General features: G+C 73.9%; 25 protein-coding genes. 12 read left to right on the plus strand and 13 right to left on the minus strand.

From position 1 onward, the window contains the following. A partial coding sequence (locus JWR81_RS12360; RefSeq protein ID WP_297650737.1) for a DUF732 domain-containing protein occupies positions 1-630 on the plus strand: 630 nt, incomplete at its 5' end. A gap of 15 nt (positions 631-645) precedes the next feature. Here the strand turns inward: JWR81_RS12360 and JWR81_RS12365 are convergent. From JWR81_RS12365 to JWR81_RS12405, 9 genes are all read right to left on the minus strand, one after another. Continuing rightward, entirely contained in the window at positions 646-2202 is a 1557-nt protein-coding gene (locus JWR81_RS12365) for an alpha/beta hydrolase (RefSeq protein WP_297650739.1), read from the minus strand. Positions 2203-2321: 119 nt separating this feature from the next. Further along, positions 2322-3008: an alkaline shock response membrane anchor protein AmaP gene (gene amaP, locus JWR81_RS12370; RefSeq protein ID WP_297650741.1), complete on the minus strand. Its 687-nt coding sequence runs from the start codon at positions 3006-3008 to the stop codon at positions 2322-2324. Positions 3009-3093: 85 nt separating this feature from the next. Beyond that, on the minus strand, positions 3094-3636 hold the full coding sequence (locus tag JWR81_RS12375; RefSeq protein ID WP_297650742.1) for a DUF6286 domain-containing protein: 543 nt from the start codon (positions 3634-3636) through the stop codon (positions 3094-3096). A 39-nt stretch (positions 3637-3675) separates the two neighbouring features. Beyond that, positions 3676-4053 (minus strand): Asp23/Gls24 family envelope stress response protein, encoded by a 378-nt coding sequence (locus JWR81_RS12380; protein WP_297650744.1) that lies wholly within the window; start codon positions 4051-4053, stop codon positions 3676-3678. Continuing rightward, positions 4050-4229, minus strand: a complete 180-nt coding sequence (locus JWR81_RS12385; protein WP_297650746.1) for a hypothetical protein — start codon at positions 4227-4229, stop codon at positions 4050-4052. The genes JWR81_RS12380 and JWR81_RS12385 overlap by 4 nt, the downstream gene beginning before the upstream one ends. A 28-nt stretch (positions 4230-4257) precedes the next feature. Continuing rightward, a complete protein-coding gene (locus JWR81_RS12390) occupies positions 4258-4554 on the minus strand; it encodes a hypothetical protein (protein ID WP_297650753.1) in 297 nt (98 codons plus the stop codon). Positions 4555-4561: 7 nt separating this feature from the next. Then, positions 4562-4918 carry a hypothetical protein gene (locus tag JWR81_RS12395; RefSeq protein WP_297650755.1) on the minus strand — a complete coding sequence of 119 codons (357 nt, stop codon included), beginning with the start codon at positions 4916-4918 and terminating at the stop codon, positions 4562-4564. A gap of 77 nt (positions 4919-4995) precedes the next feature. Next, the gene (locus JWR81_RS12400) at positions 4996-5475 is read right to left on the minus strand and encodes an Asp23/Gls24 family envelope stress response protein (protein WP_297650757.1); all 480 of its coding nucleotides are present in this window, start codon (positions 5473-5475) and stop codon (positions 4996-4998) included. Between the two features lie 75 nt (positions 5476-5550). Further along, positions 5551-6276 (minus strand): pyrimidine reductase family protein, encoded by a 726-nt coding sequence (locus JWR81_RS12405; RefSeq protein WP_297650787.1) that lies wholly within the window; start codon positions 6274-6276, stop codon positions 5551-5553. Positions 6277-6390: 114 nt separating this feature from the next. Here JWR81_RS12405 and JWR81_RS12410 point away from each other — a divergent pair, with 114 nt between their 5' ends. The 6 genes from JWR81_RS12410 to JWR81_RS12435 all read left to right on the plus strand — a co-directional run bounded on the left by JWR81_RS12410 (position 6391) and on the right by JWR81_RS12435 (position 11547). Next, a complete protein-coding gene (locus JWR81_RS12410) occupies positions 6391-7440 on the plus strand; it encodes an iron chelate uptake ABC transporter family permease subunit (protein WP_297650790.1) in 1050 nt (349 codons plus the stop codon). Then, entirely contained in the window at positions 7440-8531 is a 1092-nt protein-coding gene (locus tag JWR81_RS12415) for an iron chelate uptake ABC transporter family permease subunit (RefSeq protein ID WP_297650759.1), read from the plus strand. The genes JWR81_RS12410 and JWR81_RS12415 overlap by 1 nt, the downstream gene beginning before the upstream one ends. Beyond that, entirely contained in the window at positions 8528-9352 is an 825-nt protein-coding gene (locus JWR81_RS12420) for an ABC transporter ATP-binding protein (protein ID WP_297650761.1), read from the plus strand. The genes JWR81_RS12415 and JWR81_RS12420 overlap by 4 nt, the downstream gene beginning before the upstream one ends. A gap of 92 nt (positions 9353-9444) precedes the next feature. Continuing rightward, a complete protein-coding gene (locus JWR81_RS12425) occupies positions 9445-10158 on the plus strand; it encodes a Uma2 family endonuclease (protein WP_297650763.1) in 714 nt (237 codons plus the stop codon). Positions 10159-10207: 49 nt separating this feature from the next. Beyond that, positions 10208-11059 carry a PPK2 family polyphosphate kinase gene (locus tag JWR81_RS12430; RefSeq protein ID WP_297650765.1) on the plus strand — a complete coding sequence of 284 codons (852 nt, stop codon included), beginning with the start codon at positions 10208-10210 and terminating at the stop codon, positions 11057-11059. Then, the gene (locus JWR81_RS12435; RefSeq protein WP_297650767.1) at positions 11056-11547 is read left to right on the plus strand and encodes a hypothetical protein; all 492 of its coding nucleotides are present in this window, start codon (positions 11056-11058) and stop codon (positions 11545-11547) included. The genes JWR81_RS12430 and JWR81_RS12435 overlap by 4 nt, the downstream gene beginning before the upstream one ends. Before the next feature lie 49 nt (positions 11548-11596). Here JWR81_RS12435 and JWR81_RS12440 read toward each other — a convergent pair whose 3' ends face one another. Genes JWR81_RS12440 through JWR81_RS12450 form a run of 3 tightly spaced genes read right to left on the minus strand, consistent with a single transcriptional unit; the run spans position 11597 to position 14421 of the window. Beyond that, on the minus strand, positions 11597-12598 hold the full coding sequence (locus tag JWR81_RS12440) for an inorganic phosphate transporter (protein ID WP_297650769.1): 1002 nt from the start codon (positions 12596-12598) through the stop codon (positions 11597-11599). Beyond that, positions 12599-13234: a DUF47 domain-containing protein gene (locus JWR81_RS12445; protein WP_297650771.1), complete on the minus strand. Its 636-nt coding sequence runs from the start codon at positions 13232-13234 to the stop codon at positions 12599-12601. A gap of 41 nt (positions 13235-13275) precedes the next feature. Then, entirely contained in the window at positions 13276-14421 is a 1146-nt protein-coding gene (locus tag JWR81_RS12450) for an acyl-CoA dehydrogenase family protein (protein ID WP_297650773.1), read from the minus strand. Between the two features lie 185 nt (positions 14422-14606). Between JWR81_RS12450 and JWR81_RS12455 the strand changes: the two genes are divergently transcribed. From JWR81_RS12455 to JWR81_RS12475, 5 genes are all read left to right on the plus strand, one after another. Further along, entirely contained in the window at positions 14607-15587 is a 981-nt protein-coding gene (locus JWR81_RS12455) for an aldo/keto reductase (RefSeq protein ID WP_297650775.1), read from the plus strand. 445 nt (positions 15588-16032) lie between these two features. Continuing rightward, positions 16033-17430, plus strand: coding sequence for an FAD-binding oxidoreductase (locus tag JWR81_RS12460; protein WP_297650777.1), 1398 nt, complete (start codon positions 16033-16035; stop codon positions 17428-17430). After that, a complete protein-coding gene (locus tag JWR81_RS12465) occupies positions 17430-18662 on the plus strand; it encodes a cyclopropane-fatty-acyl-phospholipid synthase family protein (protein ID WP_297650779.1) in 1233 nt (410 codons plus the stop codon). Before JWR81_RS12460 ends, JWR81_RS12465 begins: the two co-directional genes overlap by 1 nt. Positions 18663-18739: 77 nt before the next feature. Then, complete coding sequence (locus JWR81_RS12470) at positions 18740-20131, plus strand: wax ester/triacylglycerol synthase family O-acyltransferase (RefSeq protein ID WP_297650781.1); 1392 nt, start codon at positions 18740-18742, stop codon at positions 20129-20131. Between the two features lie 176 nt (positions 20132-20307). Next, a complete protein-coding gene (locus tag JWR81_RS12475) occupies positions 20308-20880 on the plus strand; it encodes a GNAT family N-acetyltransferase (RefSeq protein WP_297650783.1) in 573 nt (190 codons plus the stop codon). 186 nt (positions 20881-21066) lie between these two features. Here JWR81_RS12475 and JWR81_RS12480 read toward each other — a convergent pair. Further along, the coding region (locus JWR81_RS12480) for a fructosamine kinase family protein (RefSeq protein ID WP_297650785.1) at positions 21067-21760 on the minus strand (694 nt) is incomplete at its 5' end.

Below are 21760 nucleotides of genomic sequence, written 5' to 3' on the forward strand. Positions count from 1 at the left end.
GGCCGTGCGGCGCGCCGGCGCGCGCAGGAGGCCGCGGCCGCCGTGGCGCTGGAGGCCACGCGCGACCCGGAGACGAAGGTCATCGGCCTGGGCGACGGCGATGACCGGCGTTCGGGGTCGGACGGCGCCAGGGGCTCGCACTCGTCGCGCCGGTCGCGTCGCGAGGCCGCCCAGGGCGCGGCCAACCCCGTACTGAAGCTGGTGCGCCGCGTGCGCGGGGGCGGGCGGGTTGTCGTGGCGGCGGCCGCGGTGTGCGGTGTGATCGCGGTGGCCGCGATCGTGGCCGACATCGTCGGTGGTTCCCCCACCCCGACGCCGGCCGCGGTCACCGAGTCGGCCCCGGCGGCGGCCTCCGTGGCCGCGGCGCCCACTACGGACCCCGACGCCTCCGCGGACCCGACCAGCCCGAAGGCCGTCGCCTACCTGAAGGCCCTGCGCGCCGCGGACGTGCCCACGAGCGGCTCGGGGCAGTCCGAGACCGAGGCCGCCGCCGTGATCTGCCAGCAGCTCGCGCGGGGCACCGACGCCGCCACCCTGGCGCGCGCCCTGCCCGCGGTGCTGCCGACGGTCGACAGCAAGCAGGCCAAGACCGTGGTCTCGATCGCCCAGCAGAAGTACTGCGAGACCTGATCAGGCTGGACCTGATCAGGGTGGGCAGAGCGTGTCCGCCTGCGGCACCGTGCCGTCCACGAGCATCCCGTCGACGACGGCCGTGACGCACGGCGTGCGTGGGTAGGCGCCGGTGCCCGTGCCCTGCCAGCTCAGGAAGCGGGCCGACGGCAGCGCTTCGGACGCGCGGCGCGAGCCGTCCAGGGGGTCGCGGGGATCGCCCGCTGCGCCGATCACCAGTATCGGCGGTGCGCCGCCTGCGGCCGGCGCGACCGATGCGAGGCCCCCGGTGGGCCACGGCGCGCAGTCGAGCAGCCCCAGCGCGGCGGAGCCGCCGAACAGCGGGTACGAGCTGCTCCAGCGGGTGGCGAGCGCCGAGATCTCCGCGGGTGAGAGCCGGCGCCGGGAGTCGTTGCAGGAGGTGGCGAGCGCGCCGTCGAACCGGGTGCGCGGGCCGGCCAGCGGGTCGAGCAGGCCCAGCAGCGGAGCGGGGTCACCCCGTCCGGCGGCGGCGAGGGCCGCCGCCAGCGCCGTCCAGCCGCGGGGCTCGCCCAGCTCGGCCCGCAGCGTGACGACGGCCGAGCCCGCCGTGAGCCTGCGCCCGTCGGCGGTGGCGAGCGGCCGGGCGCGCAGCGCCTGCAGCAGCGCCGTGACGGTGGTGCGCGGCGCGGCACCCAGCGGGCACGCCGGCAGCGCGGTGCAGGACACGGCGAAGGCGTCGAAGGCGGTCTCGGCGGCCTTCGCCTGCGCCTCACTGCGGCCGGGCTCGTCGAGGCCCGGCTGGGGCGGGTCGTCGAGCACGAGCCTGCCGACGGACTGCGGCGCGGCGCCCGCCCACGTGGCGAGCGCACCGGCACCGTCGCCCACACCGACGGCCGACAGCCGGCCGACGCCGAGCGCGGACCGCACCAGGTCGACGTCCGTCGCCGAGGTGGCGGTGCTGTAGCTGCTCAGCCCGGTGTCGACCGTCAGGTTGCACTCCTGTACCACCGCGCGGGCCTGGTCGAGCAGGCCGGTCAGGGCCTCGGTGGAGGTGGCGGCCGGGTCGGCGTCGACGAGCGCGGCACGGGCGTCGGACGGGGCGCAGTCCAGCCGGTCGACGCCGGCGCCGCGGCGGTCCATCCCGACGAGCGTGTACTGCGCCAGCAGGTCGGGGGAGACCTGTTCGGCCAGCAGCGCGGCCACCCGCGCGGACGCGTCGCCGGCGCTGTCGCCCACCACCAGCAGCGGCGGGCGGGTCTCGGGGGCGTCGGCGAGGCCGGCCCGCAACAGGCCCACGGAGACGGCGGCGCCCCGGGGGTCGCCGGGATCGGCGGGCACGTCCAACTCACCGCACTCGAACCGGAGCGAGCGGCCTGCGGGGACGGGGGTGGGCAGCGCGGCCAGCGTGTCGGCGGTGCAGTCGTAGAACGGGATCGAGGCGTTCTGCGGTTCGAGGTCGGGCAGCGTGTCGGGGGTGGGCGCGGTGGTGCCGGGGGCGGCCGAGGGCTGCGGCATGGTGTCGCCCCGCACGGCCACCGGGGGCCGCCCCGACGGCCCGACCGAGCACCCGGCGAGCAGCGCGACGAGTGCCAGTGCCGCGGCGAGAGCCACGCGAACCCTCACGTGCCGCCGTGCCACGTACCCTCCCCGCCGATCGTGCCCGTCCGGGACCCTGCCGCAGCGGCGGTGTGGCCCCCGTGAACGGGGGACGGGCGGCGGGAACGGGCCGGTCAGGCGACGCGCGGGGTCGACTGGGACCGGTCGAGCTCCAGCCGGACGGCGACCGGCAGCGCGGCGAGCCCGAGCGACGTGCGGACGCAGGCGAGCACCTGCTCGTCGAGCCGCTCGATCACGTCGCGGACGTCGGCGTCGTCGGCGAGCCACAGCGTGAGCCGCAGCGCGGGGGCCCGGGCCGCGCCGACCATCCGCGCCCGGGCGCGCCCGACACCGGGCAGGCCGCCCGCCTGCGTGGCGACGGCGTCGGCCACGGCCGAGGAGCTGATCACGATGGACGTGTCCTTGCCGCCGTCGAGCAGGAGGTCGGGACGGGGCTCCGGGCGCACCGAGTTGGACGCCCAGATCAGCCCGAGCAGCACCAGCACGACACCGGCCACGATCGCGATGATCCGCGACGCCAGCGGCTGGGCGCGGAGCGTGTCGACGATCATGGGGTCGAGCAGTGGACGCCCGGCGCGCGCCGTGCCGAACACGCCGTGGGACAGCAGCGCGACGAGGACGCCTCCCGCGAGCATGACCAGGCCGACGACGACCATCGTCCACCGGTCGCCGCCCGCGGAGCGCGCGACGGCCGAACGGGAGCGGCGGCGCAGCTTGGCGGGCGCGGGGGTGGCCGGCGCCGGTGTGGTCGCCGGGAGCTGCGTGCCGGTCTCCTTGCCGAGGTCGACGGGCGTGCTCATCGCACGCCCTCGCTGCGCTCGGCCGACCCGTCGGGAGACGCCTCAGCGCGGAGGCGCTGTGCTGATGGTTCGCTCGCAAGCCGGCTCATCGGGTTCCCTTCCGTTCCTGCAGCGACACCGACACGCGGGGCCGGCGGCGCAGCGGCAGCTCGTCGAGCAGCTCGCCGACGCGGGAGTCGACGGTGGAGCGCAGCTCGGGGGTGGCGTCGTTCCAGGACTGGGCGGAGACCGAGACCTTGCGGGCCGACGCGGTGACGGTGGCGGCGGCGACGTCGTCGGTGGCGCGGACGCGGGTGCCGACCAGCCGGGCCAGCACGCGGGGGGCAGTGGTGACGGTGATCTCCGGGCCCGGTCCCTCGAGGTGGATGTCGGCGCGGCGCGCCGACATGCCGAGCAGCACCAGCAGCAGGCCGATCACGGCGACGACGATCGCGATGGCGGGCACGGGGGTGTCGGCCCAGCTGAGGGTCTCGAGCGTGACGCGCCAGTCGGGCCACGGCACGACGAGGCCGGTGGTGGTGGCGGCGGGGCGCCCCCACGCCGCGACGACCTCGATGACGAACAGCACGCCGGCCGCGGCCAGTGCGAGTCCGAGCAGCGGGGCGAGGATGCGGAGCAGTACGCGCATGCCGGCACTCCTTTCAGGGTTGGCGAGGGGGGTGCGGGGTCACTGCAGGCGCGGTGAGGCGGCGGCAGGGGCGCCGCGCAGTCCGGCGACCGTGACCGTCAGCGCGCGGACGTGGTGCCCGGAGATGCGCGCGAGCTCCTCGCCCACCCGGACGCGCACGGCGTCGACGACGCCGCGGACGGACGCGGGGTACTGCAGGGTGAGCTCGAGCCGGACGTCGACGGCGGTGGGGTCACCGGAGCCGGTGACGATCTTGGCGCTGGCGCCCGACTCGCCGACGTCGATGCCGGCGAGTCGGCGCTCGTGGCGCAGGGTGCCTGGCACCTGGTCGGCCGCGTGCTCGACGATCTTCCGCAGGACCACGGGCGCGATGTCGAGCGTGCCGCGCTCCTCGAGGTCCGCGGCGGGCTCGCTCACCTGTCCTTGCCCCGGCCGAGGACGCCGCTGACGTCCAGGTTGCCGTCGAGCACCATGCCGATGACGAGACCCACGATGCCGACGATCAGGGTGATGAGGAAGGGGCCGAAGCCGCCGATGGATCCGGCCGCGCCGAGGATGAGACCGGCCAGCAGGCCGGTCCGGGTGGCGTTCATGGGGTTCTCCTGGGAAAGAGTGGGTGTTCTACTGCACGCGCCGCTGACGGTGCCAGCGGATCGTGCGGATCAGGGCCACTGCCACCCGCACGGGTGCGGGCAACGGGGTGAGGATCTCGATCGGGGCGTCCCATCGGGGATCCTCGGGATCGGAGTACGCGTCGCCGGTCCCGTCGGCCCCCGACGCCGACGGGGCCGGGGAGCCGTGTTCCGGTCCCGCCCGGAACCGGGCGAGCCCGGCCACGAACACGGCCGGGTCACCGCCCCGGTCCGGGTGGTTGTCGCGCACGAAGGCGCGGAAGGCGGCGCGTTCCTGCTCGTCCACGGCCGGTTCAGCGGGACCCGCCGGCGGGCGCGCCCGCGGCGGGCTCGAGATCGGCCGGGACGGCGATGTCGGCGACGGTGATGTCCACCGCCGCACCGCCGCACATGGCGGAGACCTCGCGGCGCAGCGCGCTGACGACGCCGGGGATCGGGTGGCCGAGACGGAGCACCACCGCCACCTCGACGGGCTCGTCGCCCTCGCCGATGCGCACGCCGGTGAGCCGACGGCCCGGCAGGTAGGTGGCGACCGCCCCGTAGATCCCGCCGTGCAGCCCGGCGACGGCCGGGTGTGCGGTGACCACGGCAGCGACCTGCTCGGCGAGCGGGACCGGGTCGGCGGGATCGGGGACGACGGTGACGGTCACGGCTTGCTCCCTGGTGGGGCGCTCATCTCGAGCAGTCCTCCGGTCTGCCAAGTCTTCCGGTCGGCTGAACGGGAGGACTACTCGACCCGCGCGGGGGTGGGAACGACCGGGAGCTCCTCCGGGTCGTCGGACTCGGGGAGGTGGATGTCGTTGACCGCGATGTTGACCTCGATGACCTCGAGGCCGGTCATCCGCTCGACGGCGGCGATCACGTTGCGGCGCACGGCGCGCGCGAGCTCGACGATCGACGCGCCGTACTCGACGACGATGTCCAGGTCCACGGCGGCCTGCTTCTCGCCGACCTCGACCTGCACACCGGCGATGTTGGCAGCACCGGTGCCGCCACCGGGGATGCGCTCCCGGATGGCGCCGAAGGTGCGGGACAGGCCGCCGCCCATGGAGTGCACGCCGGAGATCTCGCGCGCGGCGATGCCGGCGATCTTCTGGACGACGGAGGCGGCGATCGTGGTCTTGCCCTGCGCGGTGTCGTCCGCGAGGCGGGCGGGCGAGCCGACGGTGCCGGCCGGGGTCGTGACCGTGGGGGTGGGGGTGGTCATCGCTGCTCCTTCGTGGTTCGCGTTCTCGATGTTCGCTTCTTCGGACGTGGGTACCCGGCGGTTCCTCCCGCCAAGTCACTCGATCGGAGCAACGCGACGGTAGCGCAGCAGGAGCGTGTCCTCGGCCCGGAGGACCCCCACCAGCGTCAACGGCCGCGCGGGCGACCCCTCGGGGCCGTGGGCGATGCGGCCCGCTGTGCCCGCGGCGAGCAGGGGGGCCACCGTCAGGCACAGCTCGTCGACGGCGTCGGCGGCCGTCAGCGCGCCGAACAGGGACGGTCCGCCCTCGCACAGCACGCGGTACAGCCCGCGGCGGGCCAGCTCGGCGAGCAGGGCGTCGGGGGTCAGGGTGTCGAGCACGGCGACATCGGCGCCCGCGGCCACCAGCCGGTCGAGCTTCCCCTGCGGGGCCGAGCCGAGCGTCAGCACGATCGGCGGGACGCGGGTGTCGGTGAACAGGCGGCTGCCGGGGTCCAGATCTGCCGACCCGGTGACGACGGCGATCGGCGGCGGTGTGTCACGGCCCCGGGTGTCCTTCCGCGCTCCCCGGTAGCCCTCGGCGCGGACGGTGCCGGCGCCGACCAGGACCACGTCCGCGAGCTCGCGCAGCACGCCGAAGACCTGCTTGTCGGCGTCGGAGCCCAGCCCGCCCGACGTGCCGTCCACCGAGACCGCGCCGTCGATGCTGGACACGAAGTTCACGCGGACCCACGGTGCCGACAAGCCCTCCGGGTAGGCGTAGTGCTCGCGGAGAGCGGCGGCGTCGAGGTCGCCGGTGCCGGGGCCGGGTGCGAGGGGGATCACACGGTCATCCCAGCACGTGGGGGCCGCCACCGCCCAGAGGGACGTAGTCAGGAAGGGCAGCCTCACCTATGGTGATCTCGTGCGACCGTACGGACCGTGGAGGAACACCCGATGGTGGTGACGGCTTCCCGGGCCGCCCCGCCCGTGCCACCGTCCGGCTCCCGGTTGCGGCGCAGACGGCTGCTGGGCCTGTCGGCGCTGGTCGTCGTGCTGATCGTGGCCTGTGTGGCCGGCGTGGCGCTCGGCGCGAAGGCCATCCCGCTCGACCACGTCTGGGACGCCCTCGTCGCGCCCACCGGCACCGCGGACGACATCGTGGTGCGCGCGCTGCGCATCCCGCGCACGCTGCTCGGGGTGATGGTCGGGGCCGCGCTCGGCCTGTCCGGCGCGCTGATCCAGGGCCACACCCGCAACCCGCTCGCCGACGCCGGCCTGCTCGGCGTCAACGCGGGCGCGGCGTTCCTCGTGGTGGTCGGCATCTACGCGTTCGGCGTCACGAGCCTCTACGGCTACGTCTGGTTCGCCTTCGCGGGCGCGCTGGTCGCCATGGTGGTCGTCTTCGCGCTCGGCTCCACCGGGCGCGGCGGGCCCACGCCGGTGACGCTCGCGCTGGCCGGTGCCGCCGTCTCGGCCCTGCTCGCGGCGCTCACCTCGGCCGTGATCCTCGTCGACGTGCAGACCCTCGACGCCTACCGCTTCTGGGCCGTGGGCTCCCTCGCCGGGCGCGACGCGGCCGTCGCAGGCCAGGTCGGCTGGTTCCTCCTCGCGGGCGCGGTGATCGCGTTCGCCGGCGCCCCCGCCCTCAACGCCCTCGCCCTCGGCGACGACGTCGCCCGCTCCCTGGGCCACTCGGTGCTGCGCACGCGCGTGGTCGGCATCGTCGCGATCACCCTGCTGGCGGGCGGCGCCACCGCGGCGTGCGGGCCCGTCGCGTTCGTCGGGCTGGTGGTGCCGCACGTGGTGCGCGGCTTCACCGGCCCCGACCACCGCTGGCTGCTGCCCGTCTCGGCGCTCGCCGGCGCGGTGCTGCTCGTGGCCGCCGACGTGCTCGGCCGCGTCCTCGCGCGTCCGGGGGAGCTGCAGGTCGGCATCGTGCTCGCGCTGGTCGGCGGACCGTTCTTCGTGTGGCTGGTGCGGCGCCGGAAGATGGTGGCGGTCTGATGGGCCCGGTGCTGGACCGGCCGCCCGCCCGGGTCGCCGGGCGTCCCGCCCTGCGGGTCGGGCCCGTGTCCGTGGTGTGGCGGCCCCGCACAGTGGTGGTGCTCGCCGTCGCGGTCGTGGTGACGGTGCTCGGCGTCGCGCTGAACGTCGGTCGCGGCGAGTACCCGATCGGCGTGGGGGAGGTGCTGGCCACCCTGGCCGGCGGCGGCGAACCCGGTCAGCAGTTCATCGTGCTGGAGCTGCGGCTGCCGCGCTCGCTCACCGGCGTCCTCGTCGGAGGGGCGCTCGCGGTGGCGGGCGCGCTCACCCAGACCGTCGCCCGCAACCCGCTGGCCAGCCCGGACGTCATCGGGTTCACCGCCGGGGCCAGCGCCGCCGCCGTGTTCGTGATCGTGCTCGGCGGGGGGTTCGGCGTCGTCGGTGGCCTGCTCGCCACAGCGGGACTGCCGCTCGCCGCGCTCGCCGGCAGCCTGCTCACCGCGGGGGCGATCTACCTGCTGGCCCGGCGGAACGGGGTGCAGGGCTTCCGGCTGGTGCTGATCGGCATCGGGATCAACGCGATGCTGCTGGCAGTCGTGCAGTGGCTGCTGGTCGTGGCGCAGGTCTTCGAGGCCGCCCGCGCCTACACCTGGCTCAACGGGAGCCTCAACGGCGCGGGCTGGGACGACGTCGTGCCCGTCGGCATCGCACTCGTCGTGCTCGTACCGGCCGCGCTGCTGCTCGCGCACGTCATGGGGGCCCTCCAGTTCGGCGACGACACCGCCCGCGGGCTGGGCGTCGGCGTCGACCGGGCCCGCAGCGCGCTGATCGTGGTGGCCGTCGGCCTCGCAGCGGTGGCCACGGCCGCGGCGGGCCCGATCGCGTTCGTGGCGCTCGTCGCGCCCCAGGTCGCACAGCGGCTGGTCGGCGGCGCGCGGCCGCCCATCGCGGCGTCGCTGCTGGTCGGGGCGGCTCTGACCGTGCTCGCCGACCTGCTCGCACGCACCGCCTTCGGCGCCACCGAGCTGCCCGTCGGCATCGTGACGGCCGTGCTCGGCGCCCCCTACCTGCTGCTCCTCATCGCCCGTCACGGCCGGGAGGCCCGCGCATGACCCAGCTCGTCACCACCCCCACCTCCGGCGCCGCCCGGTTGCGGGCCGAGCGCGTCCGCCTCGGGTACGGGGACCGGATGGTCGTGGACGGGCTGGACCTCGACGTCGTCGCGGGCACCGTCACGGCCGTGATCGGCCCCAACGGCTGCGGGAAGTCGACGCTGCTGCGCGCGCTCGGCCGGCTGCTCCGGCCCAGCGGCGGCGAGGTGCTGCTCGACGGCAGGCGTATCGACCGCATCCCCACACGAGAGGTGGCGAAGGTGCTCGGGCTGCTGCCGCAGGCCCCGACGGCGCCGGAGGGGCTGACCGTGGCCGACCTCGTGGCGCGCGGCCGTCATCCCCACCAGGCCTGGTACCGGCAGTGGTCCTCCGACGACGAGGAGGCCGTCGCCACGGCGCTGGAGTGGACCGGCATCGCCGACCTCGCCGAGCGTCCCGTCGACGAGCTGTCGGGGGGCCAGCGCCAGCGCGCGTGGATCTCCATGGCACTGGCGCAGGGCACCGACCTGTTGCTCCTCGACGAGCCCACCACGTTCCTCGACCTCGCCCACCAGGTCGACGTCCTGGAGCTGGTGCGCAGGCTGCACCGCGAGGCCGGGCGCACCGTGGTGATGGTGCTGCACGACCTCAACCTGGCCGCGCGCTACGCCGACCGGCTCGTGGCCATGCGCGCCGGGCGGGTCGTGGCATCGGGGGAGCCCGGCGAGGTGATCACCGAGGAGCTGCTGGCCGAGGTGTTCGGGCTGGCCGCGCGCGTGATCGAGGACCCGGTGGCGGGGTCGCCGCTGGTCGTGCCGATCGGCGGGATCGCCGACCGCTGAGGTGCCCGCAGGGGTGCCGTCAGCTCACCGATGCCTGCCACGTGCGTCCCCGTGCCACCATGTCGGCCTGCGACGAGGTGAGAGGTGCGGCTGTGGACCATCCCGTGTTCGACCACGAGGGGCCCTGGACCGAGGAGTCCTACCTCGGGCTGTCCCGTACCGGCCGGAACCCATCGGCCCCCGACGACGGACGCGTCGAGCTGGTGGACGGCGCCCTGCTCGTGGGGCCCGGCACCACCGGCGAACGCCGCCGGGTGGTCGGCCGCGTCCGTGAGGCCGTCGAGGCGGCGCTGCCCGACGGGCTGCGGGTGGTGGGACCGGTGCCGCTGCGCCTGGGACCGGACTGCGTGCTGGCTCCCGATCTCGTCGTGACCCGCGCGGTCGAGGAGGCCGCGGCACCCGAGGAGGAGCCGTCGGACGGGGAGGGGGAGGGCGGGGACGGCGCCCCTGCTGCGACCGAGGTCGTCGACGCCGCCGACGCGCTGATGGTGCTGGAGGTGGTGGGCGACCACCACGGGGCCGTGGACCGCTCGTTCAAGCCGCAGCTCTACGCACGCAGCCGCATCCCGTACTCGCTGCTCGTGGACCACGACGTCCCGTTCGCCGTCGCCAACATGATCATCGGCGGGCGCTACCACGAGTACGCGCGTGCGAACGCGGGCGCGGTGCTGCACGTCGAGGAGCCGTTCCGCCTGGAGATCGACCTCACCGTCGTCACGTCCCCCGAGGAGGAGCCGCAGGACCACGACGAGCACCAGGACCACGGCCGCCACGAGGAGCAGGACGCGGTCCGGACCGGCGGCTGAGGCACCGGGATCGGGGATCGGACCGGGCGCACTCCACTAGGTTGAGCTCGTGGCCAAGTCCGTACGTGAGAAGTTCCGGGTGTCCGCCGAGCCCGATCTGACGGCCGTCGACCCGCGGTCGCGGCCTGTCGGGCCGAAGGACAAGACCGCGGCGGCGAAGGACATGGTGCACCTGGCCGCCCGGCTCGAGGGGCTGCAGGACGCCCTCTACGCCGAGGCCACCGTCGACGGCACCCGCTCGGTGCTCCTCGTCCTGCAGGGCATGGACACATCGGGCAAGGGCGGCGTCATCCGGCACGTCGCGGGCCTGGTGAACCCCCAGGGGCTGCACATCGCGTCGTTCAAGAAGCCGACCGAGCAGGAGCGGGCGCAGCACTTCCTCCAGCGGATCCGCAAGGAGACCCCGAAGGCGGGCCAGATCGGCGTGTTCGACCGCTCCCACTACGAGGACGTGCTGATCGCCCGGGTCGACTCCCTCGTGCCCGAGGACGTGTGGCGGGCCCGCTACGACGAGATCAACGCGTTCGAGGCCGAGCTGGCCGGCCACGACGTCACGATCCTCAAGTGCATGCTGCACATCTCGTCGCAGGCCCAGCAGGAGCGGCTGCTCGCGCGCCTCGACGACCCCGTCAAGCGCTGGAAGTACAACCCGGCCGACCTCGACGCGCGATGCAAGTGGCCCGCCTACCAGGAGGCCTACACCGACGCGCTGCGGTTCTGCGACACCGACTCCGCGCCCTGGTACGTGATCCCGTCGGACCGGAAGTGGTACCGCAACTGGGCCGTGGCCGCGCTGCTGGCGGAGACCCTCGCCGAGCTGGAGCTGGAGCCGGAGTTCCCGGAGACCGGCATCGACGTCGCGCGTGAGCGCGCCCGCGTGAAGGCGAGCGTGATCGTGTGACGCGCTCCGTCCGCCGCGCCGCCGTCACGGTGATCGGCCCGGTGGCCGCGCTGCTGGTGGGCCTGGCCGGCTGCAGCGCGCCGAGCACCCCGGCGCCATCCGCGCCGCTCGCCGTCCCGAGCGTCGGCGCCGCCCCCGACACCACGGCCCCGACGAGCCCCGACGCCGCCGCCTGCGCGGCCGACACGGGGACCGCCGACACCGTCCGCGGCATCGCCGCCGTCGCCCAGAAGCAGCCGGTGCTGCCCGCCGCGGTGGCGCTGCTGCTGCTGGACTCCCGACAGAAGGCCTCCGCGCCCGGGCTCACCGATCCCGCGCTGATCGCGGCTCAGGCCGAGCTGGTGAAGTCCATCGACGACCTGGACGCCCAGGGCAAGGCGGGCCTGCCCCCGGGCGGCAACCCCGCCAAGGACGCCGTGAAGCTCGACGTCACCCGGATCCTCGCCGCCGTCGACGCCGTGGAGAAGGCCTGCACGGCCCGGGGCTGATGTCCCGCGCCGCAGGTCCACCACATATCAGGAACCGCGCGTCGCACGGTCAGAGCGATCCGGTGACGAGCCGCAGCAGCCAGTAGGCCACCGCGGCGGCGAGCGCCGCGGCCGGGATCGTCAGGACCCAGGCCACGGCGATGTTGCCCGCCACGCCCCAGCGCACGGCCGAGATCCGCTTGGTGGCGCCCACCCCGAGGATCGCCGACGTGATCGTCTGGGTGGTGGAGATCGGCGCGGCGAAGGCGAACGCGGTGACGTAGAGGATCGCGGACGCGGTGACCTCGGCGGCGAACCCCCGCGGCGGGTCGAGGTCGATGATCCGCCGCCCCAGCGTGCGCATGATCCGCCAGCCACCGGAGTAGGTGCCTGCCGACAGGGCGCCCGCCGACAGCAGGATGACCCACCACGGCACGTCGAACCCATGGTGGTAGCCGCCGACCACCAGCGCGAGCACGATCACGCCCATCGTCTTCTGGGCGTCCTGCAGCCCGTGGCCGAGCGCCATCGCCGCGGCCGACACGGTCTGCGCGTGCCGGAAGCCGCGCGTCAGCCGGGCGGGGCGACCCCGTCGGAAGATCCACAGCAGCGCGATCATCACCAGCGCGGCCAGCGCGAAGCCGACCAGTGGTGACACCACCATGGGGATGATCACCTTCTCGACCACGCCGGACCACCGCACCGTGCCCGACGACGCAAGAGCGGCCCCGACCAGGCCACCGATCAGGCCGTGCGAGGACGACGACGGCAGCCCGAGCCGCCACGTCACGAGGTTCCAGGCGATCGCGCCGATCAGCGCGGCCAGTACCACGAGCAGCCCGGCCCCGCCCCGCGGCGCGTCGATGATGCCGCTGCCGACCGTGGAGGCGACCGCGGTGCCGAGGAACGCGCCGACGAGGTTCATCACGGCCGCCATGGCGAGCGCGACGCGCGGCGTCAGCGCCCGGGTGGCGACGGAGGTGGCGATGGCGTTGGCGGCGTCGTGGAAGCCGTTGGTGTAGTCGAAGCCGAGGGCGACGACGATCACCACGACGATCGCGACGAGTTCCACTCAGGACTCCTTGACGGCGATGCTCTCGATGGTGTTCGCGACGGTCTCGAAGGCGTCGGCGGCCTCCTCGAGGGTCTCGACGACCTCCTTGAGCTTCAGCACCGTCAGCACGTCCACCGGGGTGGCGTCCTCGGCGGGGTTCAGCAGCTCGCCGAGCAGCGTCCGGTACGCGACGTCGGCCTCGTCCTCGAGCGAGTTGACGTGCACGGTGAAGTCCCGCATCTTCTCCACCGTCGGCAGCAGCGGCATCGCCTCCGCCGTGGCCGCCGCCGCCCTCCACAGCACCTCCACCTGCGTGGTGACGCCGGGCGGGAGTGTGCCGAGCCGATAGAGCACGATCCGGTCGGCCGCCTCCTCGATGGCGTCCACGACGTCGTCGAGCGCGCCGGTGAGGCGGTAGATGTCCTCGCGGTCGAACGGCGTGACGAACGTGGAGTTGAGCTTCAGGTAGATCTCGTGGGTGAGGTCGTCACCCACGTTCTCGGCGTCCTTCACCAGCGCGGCGAGCGCGGCGCGTTCGGCGGGTTCGGCCGCCACCACCTTGGCGAGTCCCTCGACGGCGACGGCGATGTTCTCCGCGGCGCGGGTGAAGAGCGGGTAGAAGCCCCGTTCGTGGGGAGCGAGCCGGAAAGCCATGCGCAGGGTCTACCGCATGGCCGACGCGTCCGTGCCGCGGACTACCCGATCAGCGACCTTCCGATGATCTCCTTCATGATCTCGTTGGTGCCGCCGAAGATGGCCTGCACGCGGGAGTCTACGAACGCCTTGGCGATCGGGTACTCCAGCATGTAGCCGTAGCCGCCGTGCAGCTGGACGCAGCGGTCCACCACGCGCTTGAGCACGTCGGAGGCCCACCACTTGGCCTTGGCGGCGTCGGCCACCGACAGCTCGCCCTCGACGTGCTGGCGGATGCAGCGGTCCACGAACACCTGCGTGACCGTGATCTCGGTGTCCATCTCGGCCAGCTCGAACCGGGTGTTCTGGAACGCCGCGACGGGCTTGCCGAACGCCGTGCGGTCCTTGACGTACCGCAGGGTGAGCTCGAGGGCCTGCGCCGCGCCCGCGATGGAGCCGACGGCGATCGACAGCCGCTCCTGCGCGAGGTTCTGCATGAGGTAGATGAAGCCCTGCCCCTCCTGGCCGAGGAGGTTCGCGGCGGGCACGTGGACGTCGGTGAACGACAGCTCCGCGGTGTCCTGGGCCTTCATGCCGACCTTCTTGAGGCGGCGGCCGCGCTCGAAGCCCTCCATGCCGCGCTCGACGACGAGCAGGCTGAACCCGCGGGCGCCGGCGTCGGGGTCGGTCTTGGCGACGACGATCACCAGGTCGGCGTGGATGCCGTTGGTGATGAAGGTCTTCGACCCGTTGAGGATCCAGCTGCCGTCGTCCTGCTTGCGGGCGGTGGTGGCGATGCCCTGCAGGTCCGAGCCGGTGCCGGGCTCGGTCATCGCGATGGCGGTGATGATCTCGCCGGAGCAGAAGCCCGGCAGCCAGCGCTTCTTCTGCTCGTCGTCGGCCAGGCGCAGCAGGTAGGGCGCGATCACGTCGTTCTGCAGGGGGAAGCCCAGCCCGCTCGTGCCCGCGCGCGCGATCTCCTCGGTGAGGATCGCGTTGTAGCGGAAGTCGCCGACGCCACCGCCGCCGAACTCCTCCGGCACGTCGGTGCCCAGCAGGCCCGCGGCGCCCGCGGCCCTCCAGACGGCGCGGTCGACCTGTCCGTCGGCCTCCCACTGGTCGTGGAAGGGCGTCACCTCCTTGGTGAGGAAGGTGCGAACCAGGTCGCGGAAGGCGTCGTGCTCGGCGTCGAAGATGTCGCGATCCATGAGCGCAGTGTCACATACCCACCGGTAACCCCGCGACGGTCCGATCGGGCCGCGGGTGGCCCCGTCGGGCGGGGTCTGCCGGATCCACACCGAGGGTGAGGTGCCTGCCTGGGGCGTCGCACGCCGGTTGGAGATCCGGTAGCTGACGCGCACGGACGTGGCCGTGCCGGGGTAAGACTGGTGGCATGCGCTATCTGGAGCTCGACACCGCGAAGCGGTACTCCGTGATCGGCCTCGGCACGTGGCAGTTCGGCTCCCGAGAGTGGGGGTACGGCGCCGACTACGACCAGGGCGAGGCGGCGCGGATCGTCGCGCGGGCCCGCGAGCTGGGCGTCACCGTGTTCGACACGGCCGAGATCTACGGTTTCGGGCGCAGCGAGCGCATCCTCGGCGAGGCCCTGCGCGCCTCCGGCGGCACCGACGGTGTCGTCGTGGCGACCAAGGTCTTCCCGCTGTGGCCGACCGCGGCGGTCGTGGAGCAGCGCGGCGTGGCGAGCGCGCATCGCCTGGGCGTGAAGCAGATCGACCTCTACCAGGTGCACCAGCCCAACCCGGTGATCAAGGACAGCACCACCATGCGCGGCATGCGGGCGCTGCACGACGTGGGCGTCGTCGACCAGGTGGGCGTGTCGAACTACGGGCTGCCACGGTGGCGCCGCGCCGAGATCGAGTACGGGGGGAAGGTGCTGTCCAACCAGGTGCAGTTCAGCCTGGTGGCGCGCGACCCGCTGGCGGAGATGCTGCCCTGGGCGCAGCGCACCGGGCACGTCGTGATCGCGTACAGCCCGCTGGGCCAGGGACTGCTGTCGGGGCGCTACTCCGCGGCGAACCGGCCGACGAGCGGCGTCCGGGCGGCCAACGCGCTGTTCCTGCCGGAGAACCTCGACGCCGCGCGCCCGCTGCTGGACCTGCTGCGCGACATCGCCTCCGCCCACGACGCCACGCCGTCGCAGATCGCGCTGGCCTGGCTGGTGCACATGCCGAACGTGGTGGCGATCCCCGGCGCGTCGAGCGTCGCGCAGGTGGAGAGCAACGCGGCGGCCGCCGACATCGCCCTCACCGACGAGCAGCACGCCGCCCTCACGGCGGCGGCGGAGGCCTTCCGTCCGACCACGGGCGTCTCGGCGCTGCCGGCGCTGGTGCGGGGCCGCCTCTCCCGGGCCTGACGCAGGCCTCCTCGATCTGCGCGCCGTTTCGCGTCCTCGCACCCTCCACGGAGGGTGCGAGGACGCAGAATCGCGCGCATCGTCGGCGCACGTCGGCCCTGAGGAACTCCAGCGTGCGGTTCCAGGTGATCTCGCCCTGCACGATCCGGTCGCCCTGCTGCGCGGCGAGGACGAGCACGAAGCCGCCGGCCTCGCAGAAGCCGACCGCGTGCCGGGCTCGGGGAGCGCGATGTAGCCGTGGGCTGTGCCGCAGGCCGCGGGGAACGTGACGTTCTGAGCGGGATGCGTGTTGGACACGACATACTCAGATCATGACCATGCGGTCACCGCCGGTTGATCTCTTTGCGGAGGAAGAGGACGAATCGGGCGGTACCGCACCCGGTGTGACGAAAGGGCCTGACCGAGAGGTTGGGATGGCCGCACCGGTCGGACTAGCGTCTCGACAATGAGCGTGGTCGGAACACCTCTGAACGCACCGCCGCTGGTGTCCCCTGCCACGCATGCCGCGGCCGTCGCCGATCTCCTCCGGCGCTACCGCGAGCTCCCGGTGGGCACCCGGATGCGACTGGGGAAGAAGTCGTCGAACCTGTTCCGGTTCGGGGCGCCACCTGCCGAGCGGCTGGACACGAGCGACCTCACCGGCGTCATCTCCGTCGATCCGGTCGGGCTGACCGCCGAGGTCCAGGGCATGACCACCTACGAGGACCTCGTCGCGGCCTGCCTCGCCCGCGGCGTGATGCCGCTCGTGGTGCCGCAGCTCAAGACGATCACCCTGGGCGGGGCGGTCACAGGGCTGGGCATCGAGTCCACGTCGTTCCGGCACGGGCTGCCGCACGAGTCGGTGCGCGAGATGGACATCCTCACCGCCGACGGCGACGTCATCACCGTGACGCCGGAGGGCGAGCACGCCGAGCTCTTCCACGGCTTCCCCAACTCCTACGGCACGCTGGGCTACGCGCTGCGCATCGTGATCGACGTGCAGGCCGTCGAGCCCTACGTCCGCCTCGAGCACCGCCGCGTCGAGACCGCAGGCCTCGAGAAGGCGATCGTCGAGGCGTGCGACGTCGACGCGTCCGACGCACCGGACTTCGTCGACGGGACGGTCTTCGCCGACGGCCACCAGTACCTGACGCTGGGCTGGTTCACCGACGAGCCGGGCGCGGCAGGCCCGAGCGACTACACCGGCCAGCAGATCTTCTACCGCTCCATCGACACCCGCGCCGGCGACGTCCTCACCATCGAGGACTACATCTGGCGCTGGGACACCGACTGGTTCTGGTGCTCGCGCGCGCTCGGGGTGCAGAACCCCGTGATCCGCGCGCTGTGGCCGCGCCGCTACCGGCGTTCCGACGTCTATCGCCGGCTGGTGGCGCTCGACCGGCGGACCGGGTTCAGCAACCGGCTGCGCACGCTGACGGGCAACCCGCCCGAGGAGCCCGTGATCCAGGACGTCGAGATCCCCGTCGACCGGCTGGCGGAGTTCCTCCACGCGTTCCACCGCGACATCGGGATCGAGCCGGTGTGGCTGTGCCCGGTGCGGCTGCGCGGGCAGCGGACCTGGCCGCTCTACCCCATGAAGCCGGACGAGTTGTACGTGAACGTGGGTTTCTGGTCGTCGGTTCCGGAGAAGCCGGGGGAACCGGAGGCGCACAACCGCCGGATCGAGGAACTGGTGTCCGAGCTGGGGGGACACAAATCCCTGTACTCCACCGTCCACTACGACGAGCGTGAGTTCTGGGAGCACTACAACGGGCCTGCCTACCGTGCGTTGAAGGGGCGCTACGACCCGCACGGACGGCTGCCCGATCTCTACTCGAAGGTGACCGGATCAGGGAGGGCATGATGCAGGTCGCTGACATCATCGCAGGGGTCGTCGGGGCAGACGTCCCCGTGCGGGTGATCGCCTACGACGGCAGCAAGGCGGGGCCGGACAGCTCGGAGGTGGCTCTGCGGATCGTCTCGCCGCGGGCGCTGGCCCGGCTGGCCACGGCCCCGGGAACGCTCGGTTTGGCGCGGGCGTACGTCGAGGGCGAGATCGAGGTCGAGGGCGAGCTGTACGACGTCCTCAACGCGATGGCCGACCTCACGCTCAACGACATCACGCGCGGCGACCAGATGCGGCTCGCACGCAAGATGCTGCCGATCTGGCTGCGGCACCGCCGGCCCGCGCCGGAGCTGGAGTACCGGCCGCCGGGCCGGCTGCACTCCAAGGCGCGGGACAAGAAGGCGATCTCGCACCACTACGACGTCTCCAACCAGTTCTACGAGTGGGTGCTCGGCCCGTCGATGGCCTACACGTGCGCCGTGTACGACAGCGACACCACCACGCTCGAGGAGGCCCAGGCCACCAAGTTCGAGCTGGTCGCGCAGAAGCTCGCGCTGGAGCCCGGGATGCGGCTGCTGGACGTGGGCTGCGGCTGGGGCGGCATGGTCATGCACGCCGCGGCCGAGCACGGCGTGAAGGCGCTGGGCGTGACGCTGTCGCGCAACCAGGCCGAGTGGGCGCAGGCCGAGATCGAGCGCCGGGGCCTCGGCGGGCTCGCCGAGGTGCGCCACCTCGACTACCGCGACGCGCCCGAGTCGGAATTCGACGCGATCAGCTCCATCGGGCTCACCGAGCACATCGGCAAGGACCAGCTGCGCAGCTACTTCTCGTCGCTGCACGCGCGGCTGCGTCCGGGCGGACGGCTGCTGAACCACTGCATCACGCAGCCGCACGCACCCAAGAAGCGCAAGCTCGACCCGTTCATCGCCCGCTACGTCTTCCCCGACGGCCAGCTCGAGCCGATCGGGCTGCTCGTCACGGAGATGAACGAGGCCGGGTTCGAGGTGCGCCACGAGGAGAACTTCCGGGAGCACTACGGCAAGACGCTGCAGGCCTGGGGCGACAACCTCGAGGAGCACTGGGACGAGGCCGTCGCCGACGTGGGCATCGGACGCGCCCGGGTGTGGCGGCTCTACATGGCCGCCTGCCGGCTGGGCTTCGAACGCGACAACATCCAGCTCCACCAGGTGCTGGGCGTGAAGCTGGAGGAGCGCGGGCGGTCCGGCTTCCCGTGGCGCGGCTGGAAGTAGGCGCTCCGCCGGTCGTGCGCGGATATCGTCGCCCAGGCCACGATATCCGCGCACGACCCTGACGAAGGAGGGCATGGTTGCCCGACCGTCTCTCGCCGCTCGACGCCTCGTTCCTCTACGCCGAGCACCGCACAGCGGCGATGCACGTCGGGGCCGTGATGACGTTCGCTCCCCCCGAGGACGGGCCGTTCGACGTCGCCGCGTTCACGGAGCTGATCGAGCACCGTCTCCCGCTGGTGCCGCGGTACCGGCAGAAGGTGCGGGAGGTGCCGGGCGGGCTCGGGCTCCCGGTGTGGGTGGACGACCCCGACTTCGACATCGACTTCCACGTCCGCCACGCCGCGCTGGCCCCGCCGGGCACCGAGGGCGTGCTGCGCGAGCTGGTGGGGCGGCTGCTCGCCCGTCAGCTCGACCGCCAGCGACCGCTGTGGGAGGTCTACCTCGTCGAGGGGCTGGCCGACGGCAGGCTCGCGGTCGTCACCAAGACCCATCACGCGATGGTCGACGGGCTGGCCTCGATGGACATCGGGTCGGTGCTGCTGGACCTCACACCGGAGCCGCGCGAGACCCCGTCCGACGACTGGGAGCCGGCGCGCGAGCCGTCCGGTATCGAGCTGGCCGCGTCGGCCACCGTCGCCGCGCTGCGCCGCCCCCGGGTGGTGTTCGACGTCGCGGGCCGGGCCGTCACGGACGTGCGGGAGACCGCCGCGTCGGTCGGGCGCACGGTCGGTGGCCTGGTGTCCACCGGCCGGGCCACCGCGACCTCCCGGCCCGTGCCCGCGCTGAACGCCGCCACCGGGGCCCAGCGCCGCTACGGCATGGCGCGCACCTCGCTCGCCGACCACCGCGCCGTCCGCAAGGCGCACGGGGGCACCGTCAACGACGTGGTGCTCGCGGTCGTCACGGGTGGGCTGCGGCGCTGGCTGATCAGCCGCGGCGAGCCGCTGACGGAGGGCACCGTCGTGCGCTCCCTCGTGCCCGTCAGCGTGCGCGCGCGGAAGGGTGCGGGGGCCGGCGGCAACAGCATCTCGGCCTATCTCGTCGACCTCCCCGTCGCCGAGGACGACCCGCTGGTCCGGCTGGAGACGGTCCGCGACGCGATGGAGGCCCACAAGCGCAGCGGACGTGCCGTCGGCGCCGCGGCGCTGGTCGGGCTCGTGGGGCTCGCCCCGCCGGTGCTGCACAGCCTCGGGGCGCGCCTGGCCAGCCAGTACTCGAGCCGCCTCTACAACGTGCTCGTCACCAACGTGCCCGGCCCGCCCCGTCCCCTCTACGCGATGGGTGCGCGGATGCTGGACATGTTCCCGGTGGTGCCGCTGGGCGGCGGGCAGGCGGTCGCGATCGGCATCACGTCCTACGACGGGGGCGTGCACTACGGCCTCACCGCCGACCGCGACGCGATGCCCGACGTCGACGTCCTGGCCGACGCCCTCTGCGAGTCCCTGGCCGAGCTCCTCACCACGACCTGAGCCGACCCGCGCCCGGGCCACAGGCGCGCGAGTCGACACAGGACGGTGCGCGAGTCGTGCGCGAGTCGCCACGGCGGGGTGGGCGAGGTCGCGGTCCACCGCCGCGATGTCGCCGGCCCCGCACGGCGGGTTCGCCGACCCGACCCGCCACCGGGTGCCGTGATCTACTGCGACACGTGGACGACCCGCGGCTCACCGCCCATCTGCTGAGCTGGCTGGGCCGCTGGCCCGGAGCTGGGCCAGGCCTGACCGTCGTGGGCTCCCCCAAGCGGGTCGAGCCCGGATGGGACGGCCTCGTGCACGCCGTGATCGGTGTGACCCCGCCCGAGGGCGGCGTGCTGTCGGTGCCGCCTGCGGCCGAGCCCGCGGTGGCCGCGGCGATCGCCGCCGGCGACGACGGTTCGTGCGTCCCCGCCGCCGCGAAGATCGACGGCGGCTTCTTCCGGTGGCTGCGCCCCTTCGGCCACGACGTGCTGGTGGCCGTGGACCCCGACACCGGCGAGCACCTCGCGGGCGTCGGCATCAAGCGGCACGACGAGCACGGCCACGAGCTGTCCGTGGTCACGGCCGCGGCGGCCCGCGGCATGGGGCTTGCGCGGCGGCTGGTGGCGCAAGCCGCCCGGCGTGTCCTCGACGAGGGCGCCGTGCCCACCTACCTCCACGCGCACAGCAACGTCGGCTCGGCGAAGGTCGCGGAGGCGTCGGGCTTCCCGAACCTGGGGTGGTCCATCCTCGGCGTCGCGAACTGACCCCGGACGGGCACAGAGCGCGCGACTCACGCGCCCCGACGCCCCGGCTCGCGGTCACCCGACCCGCGGCTCGCGGGCCCCACAGCCCTACTCGCGCGCCTCGATGCGCCGACCCGCGGGCCCGCTCGTGTCGACTCGCGCACGATCTGTGTCGACTCGCGCCCGGGGTATGCCGACTCGCGGGCGTCAGGCTGCTCGCAGTGCCGCGCGGGCCGCTGCCAGCGCCTGCCCCGCGTACCCGCCTCCGAACAGGACGGTGTGCACGAGCAGGGGGAAGAGCTGGTGCAGCGGCACCCTGCTCTTCCAGCCGTCGGACAGGGGTGCGGCCTCGTCGTAGGCGCCCAGGACGGTGTCGAGGTGGGGGCAGCCGAAGAGGGCGAGCATCGCGAGGTCGGTCTCGCGGTGGCCGCCGTGGGCGGCCGGGTCGATCAGCCACGCCCCGTCGGTCGACCACAGCACGTTGCCCGACCACAGGTCGCCGTGCAGCCGGGCGGGCGGCTCGGGCGGGCCGGCGAGCTCGGGCAGTCGCTCGCAGACCCGCTCGACGTCCGCGGTCGAGATGTCGCCCGCGTCGTGGGCGGTGCGCAGGTAGGGCAGCACGCGATCGGTGGCGTACCACTGCGGCCAGGACGGCGCGGGGGCGTTGCGCATCGGCGCCCGTCCGATCCCCGCCTGCTCGGGACCGCCGGGCGGAGGCGATCCGAAGGCCGGCGCCCCCGCCGCGTGCAAGACGGCCAGGCGGCGGCCCAGTGTCGCCGCGGCGTCGCGGCCGGGTGTGCCGGCGGGCACGTACGTGGTGACGAGCCGACCGGGGCCGACGTCCAGCACCGCGGGAACGGGCGGCGCGTCCGGCACGGCGAGCCACCGCAGCCCGGCTGCC

Origin of the sequence: Pseudonocardia sp., from assembly GCF_025965585.1 — a bacterium.
Lineage (GTDB): Bacteria > Actinomycetota > Actinomycetes > Mycobacteriales > Pseudonocardiaceae > Pseudonocardia.

Bases quoted from the DNA above. Each gene is read 5' to 3' on its own strand.
- amaP (WP_297650741.1), bottom strand. From the start codon at position 3,008: ATGAGCACGCCCGTCGACCTCGGCAAGGAGACCGGCACGCAGCTCCCG.
- JWR81_RS12375 (WP_297650742.1), bottom strand. From the start codon at position 3,636: ATGCGCGTACTGCTCCGCATCCTCGCCCCGCTGCTCGGACTCGCACTG.
- JWR81_RS12385 (WP_297650746.1), bottom strand. From the start codon at position 4,229: ATGAACGCCACCCGGACCGGCCTGCTGGCCGGTCTCATCCTCGGCGCG.
- JWR81_RS12400 (WP_297650757.1), bottom strand. From the start codon at position 5,475: ATGACCACCCCCACCCCCACGGTCACGACCCCGGCCGGCACCGTCGGC.
- JWR81_RS12410 (WP_297650790.1), top strand. From the start codon at position 6,391: ATGGTGGTGACGGCTTCCCGGGCCGCCCCGCCCGTGCCACCGTCCGGC.
- JWR81_RS12415 (WP_297650759.1), top strand. From the start codon at position 7,440: ATGGGCCCGGTGCTGGACCGGCCGCCCGCCCGGGTCGCCGGGCGTCCC.
- JWR81_RS12420 (WP_297650761.1), top strand. From the start codon at position 8,528: ATGACCCAGCTCGTCACCACCCCCACCTCCGGCGCCGCCCGGTTGCGG.
- JWR81_RS12445 (WP_297650771.1), bottom strand. From the start codon at position 13,234: ATGGCTTTCCGGCTCGCTCCCCACGAACGGGGCTTCTACCCGCTCTTC.
- JWR81_RS12450 (WP_297650773.1), bottom strand. From the start codon at position 14,421: ATGGATCGCGACATCTTCGACGCCGAGCACGACGCCTTCCGCGACCTG.
- JWR81_RS12455 (WP_297650775.1), top strand. From the start codon at position 14,607: ATGCGCTATCTGGAGCTCGACACCGCGAAGCGGTACTCCGTGATCGGC.
- JWR81_RS12460 (WP_297650777.1), top strand. From the start codon at position 16,033: ATGAGCGTGGTCGGAACACCTCTGAACGCACCGCCGCTGGTGTCCCCT.
- JWR81_RS12465 (WP_297650779.1), top strand. From the start codon at position 17,430: ATGCAGGTCGCTGACATCATCGCAGGGGTCGTCGGGGCAGACGTCCCC.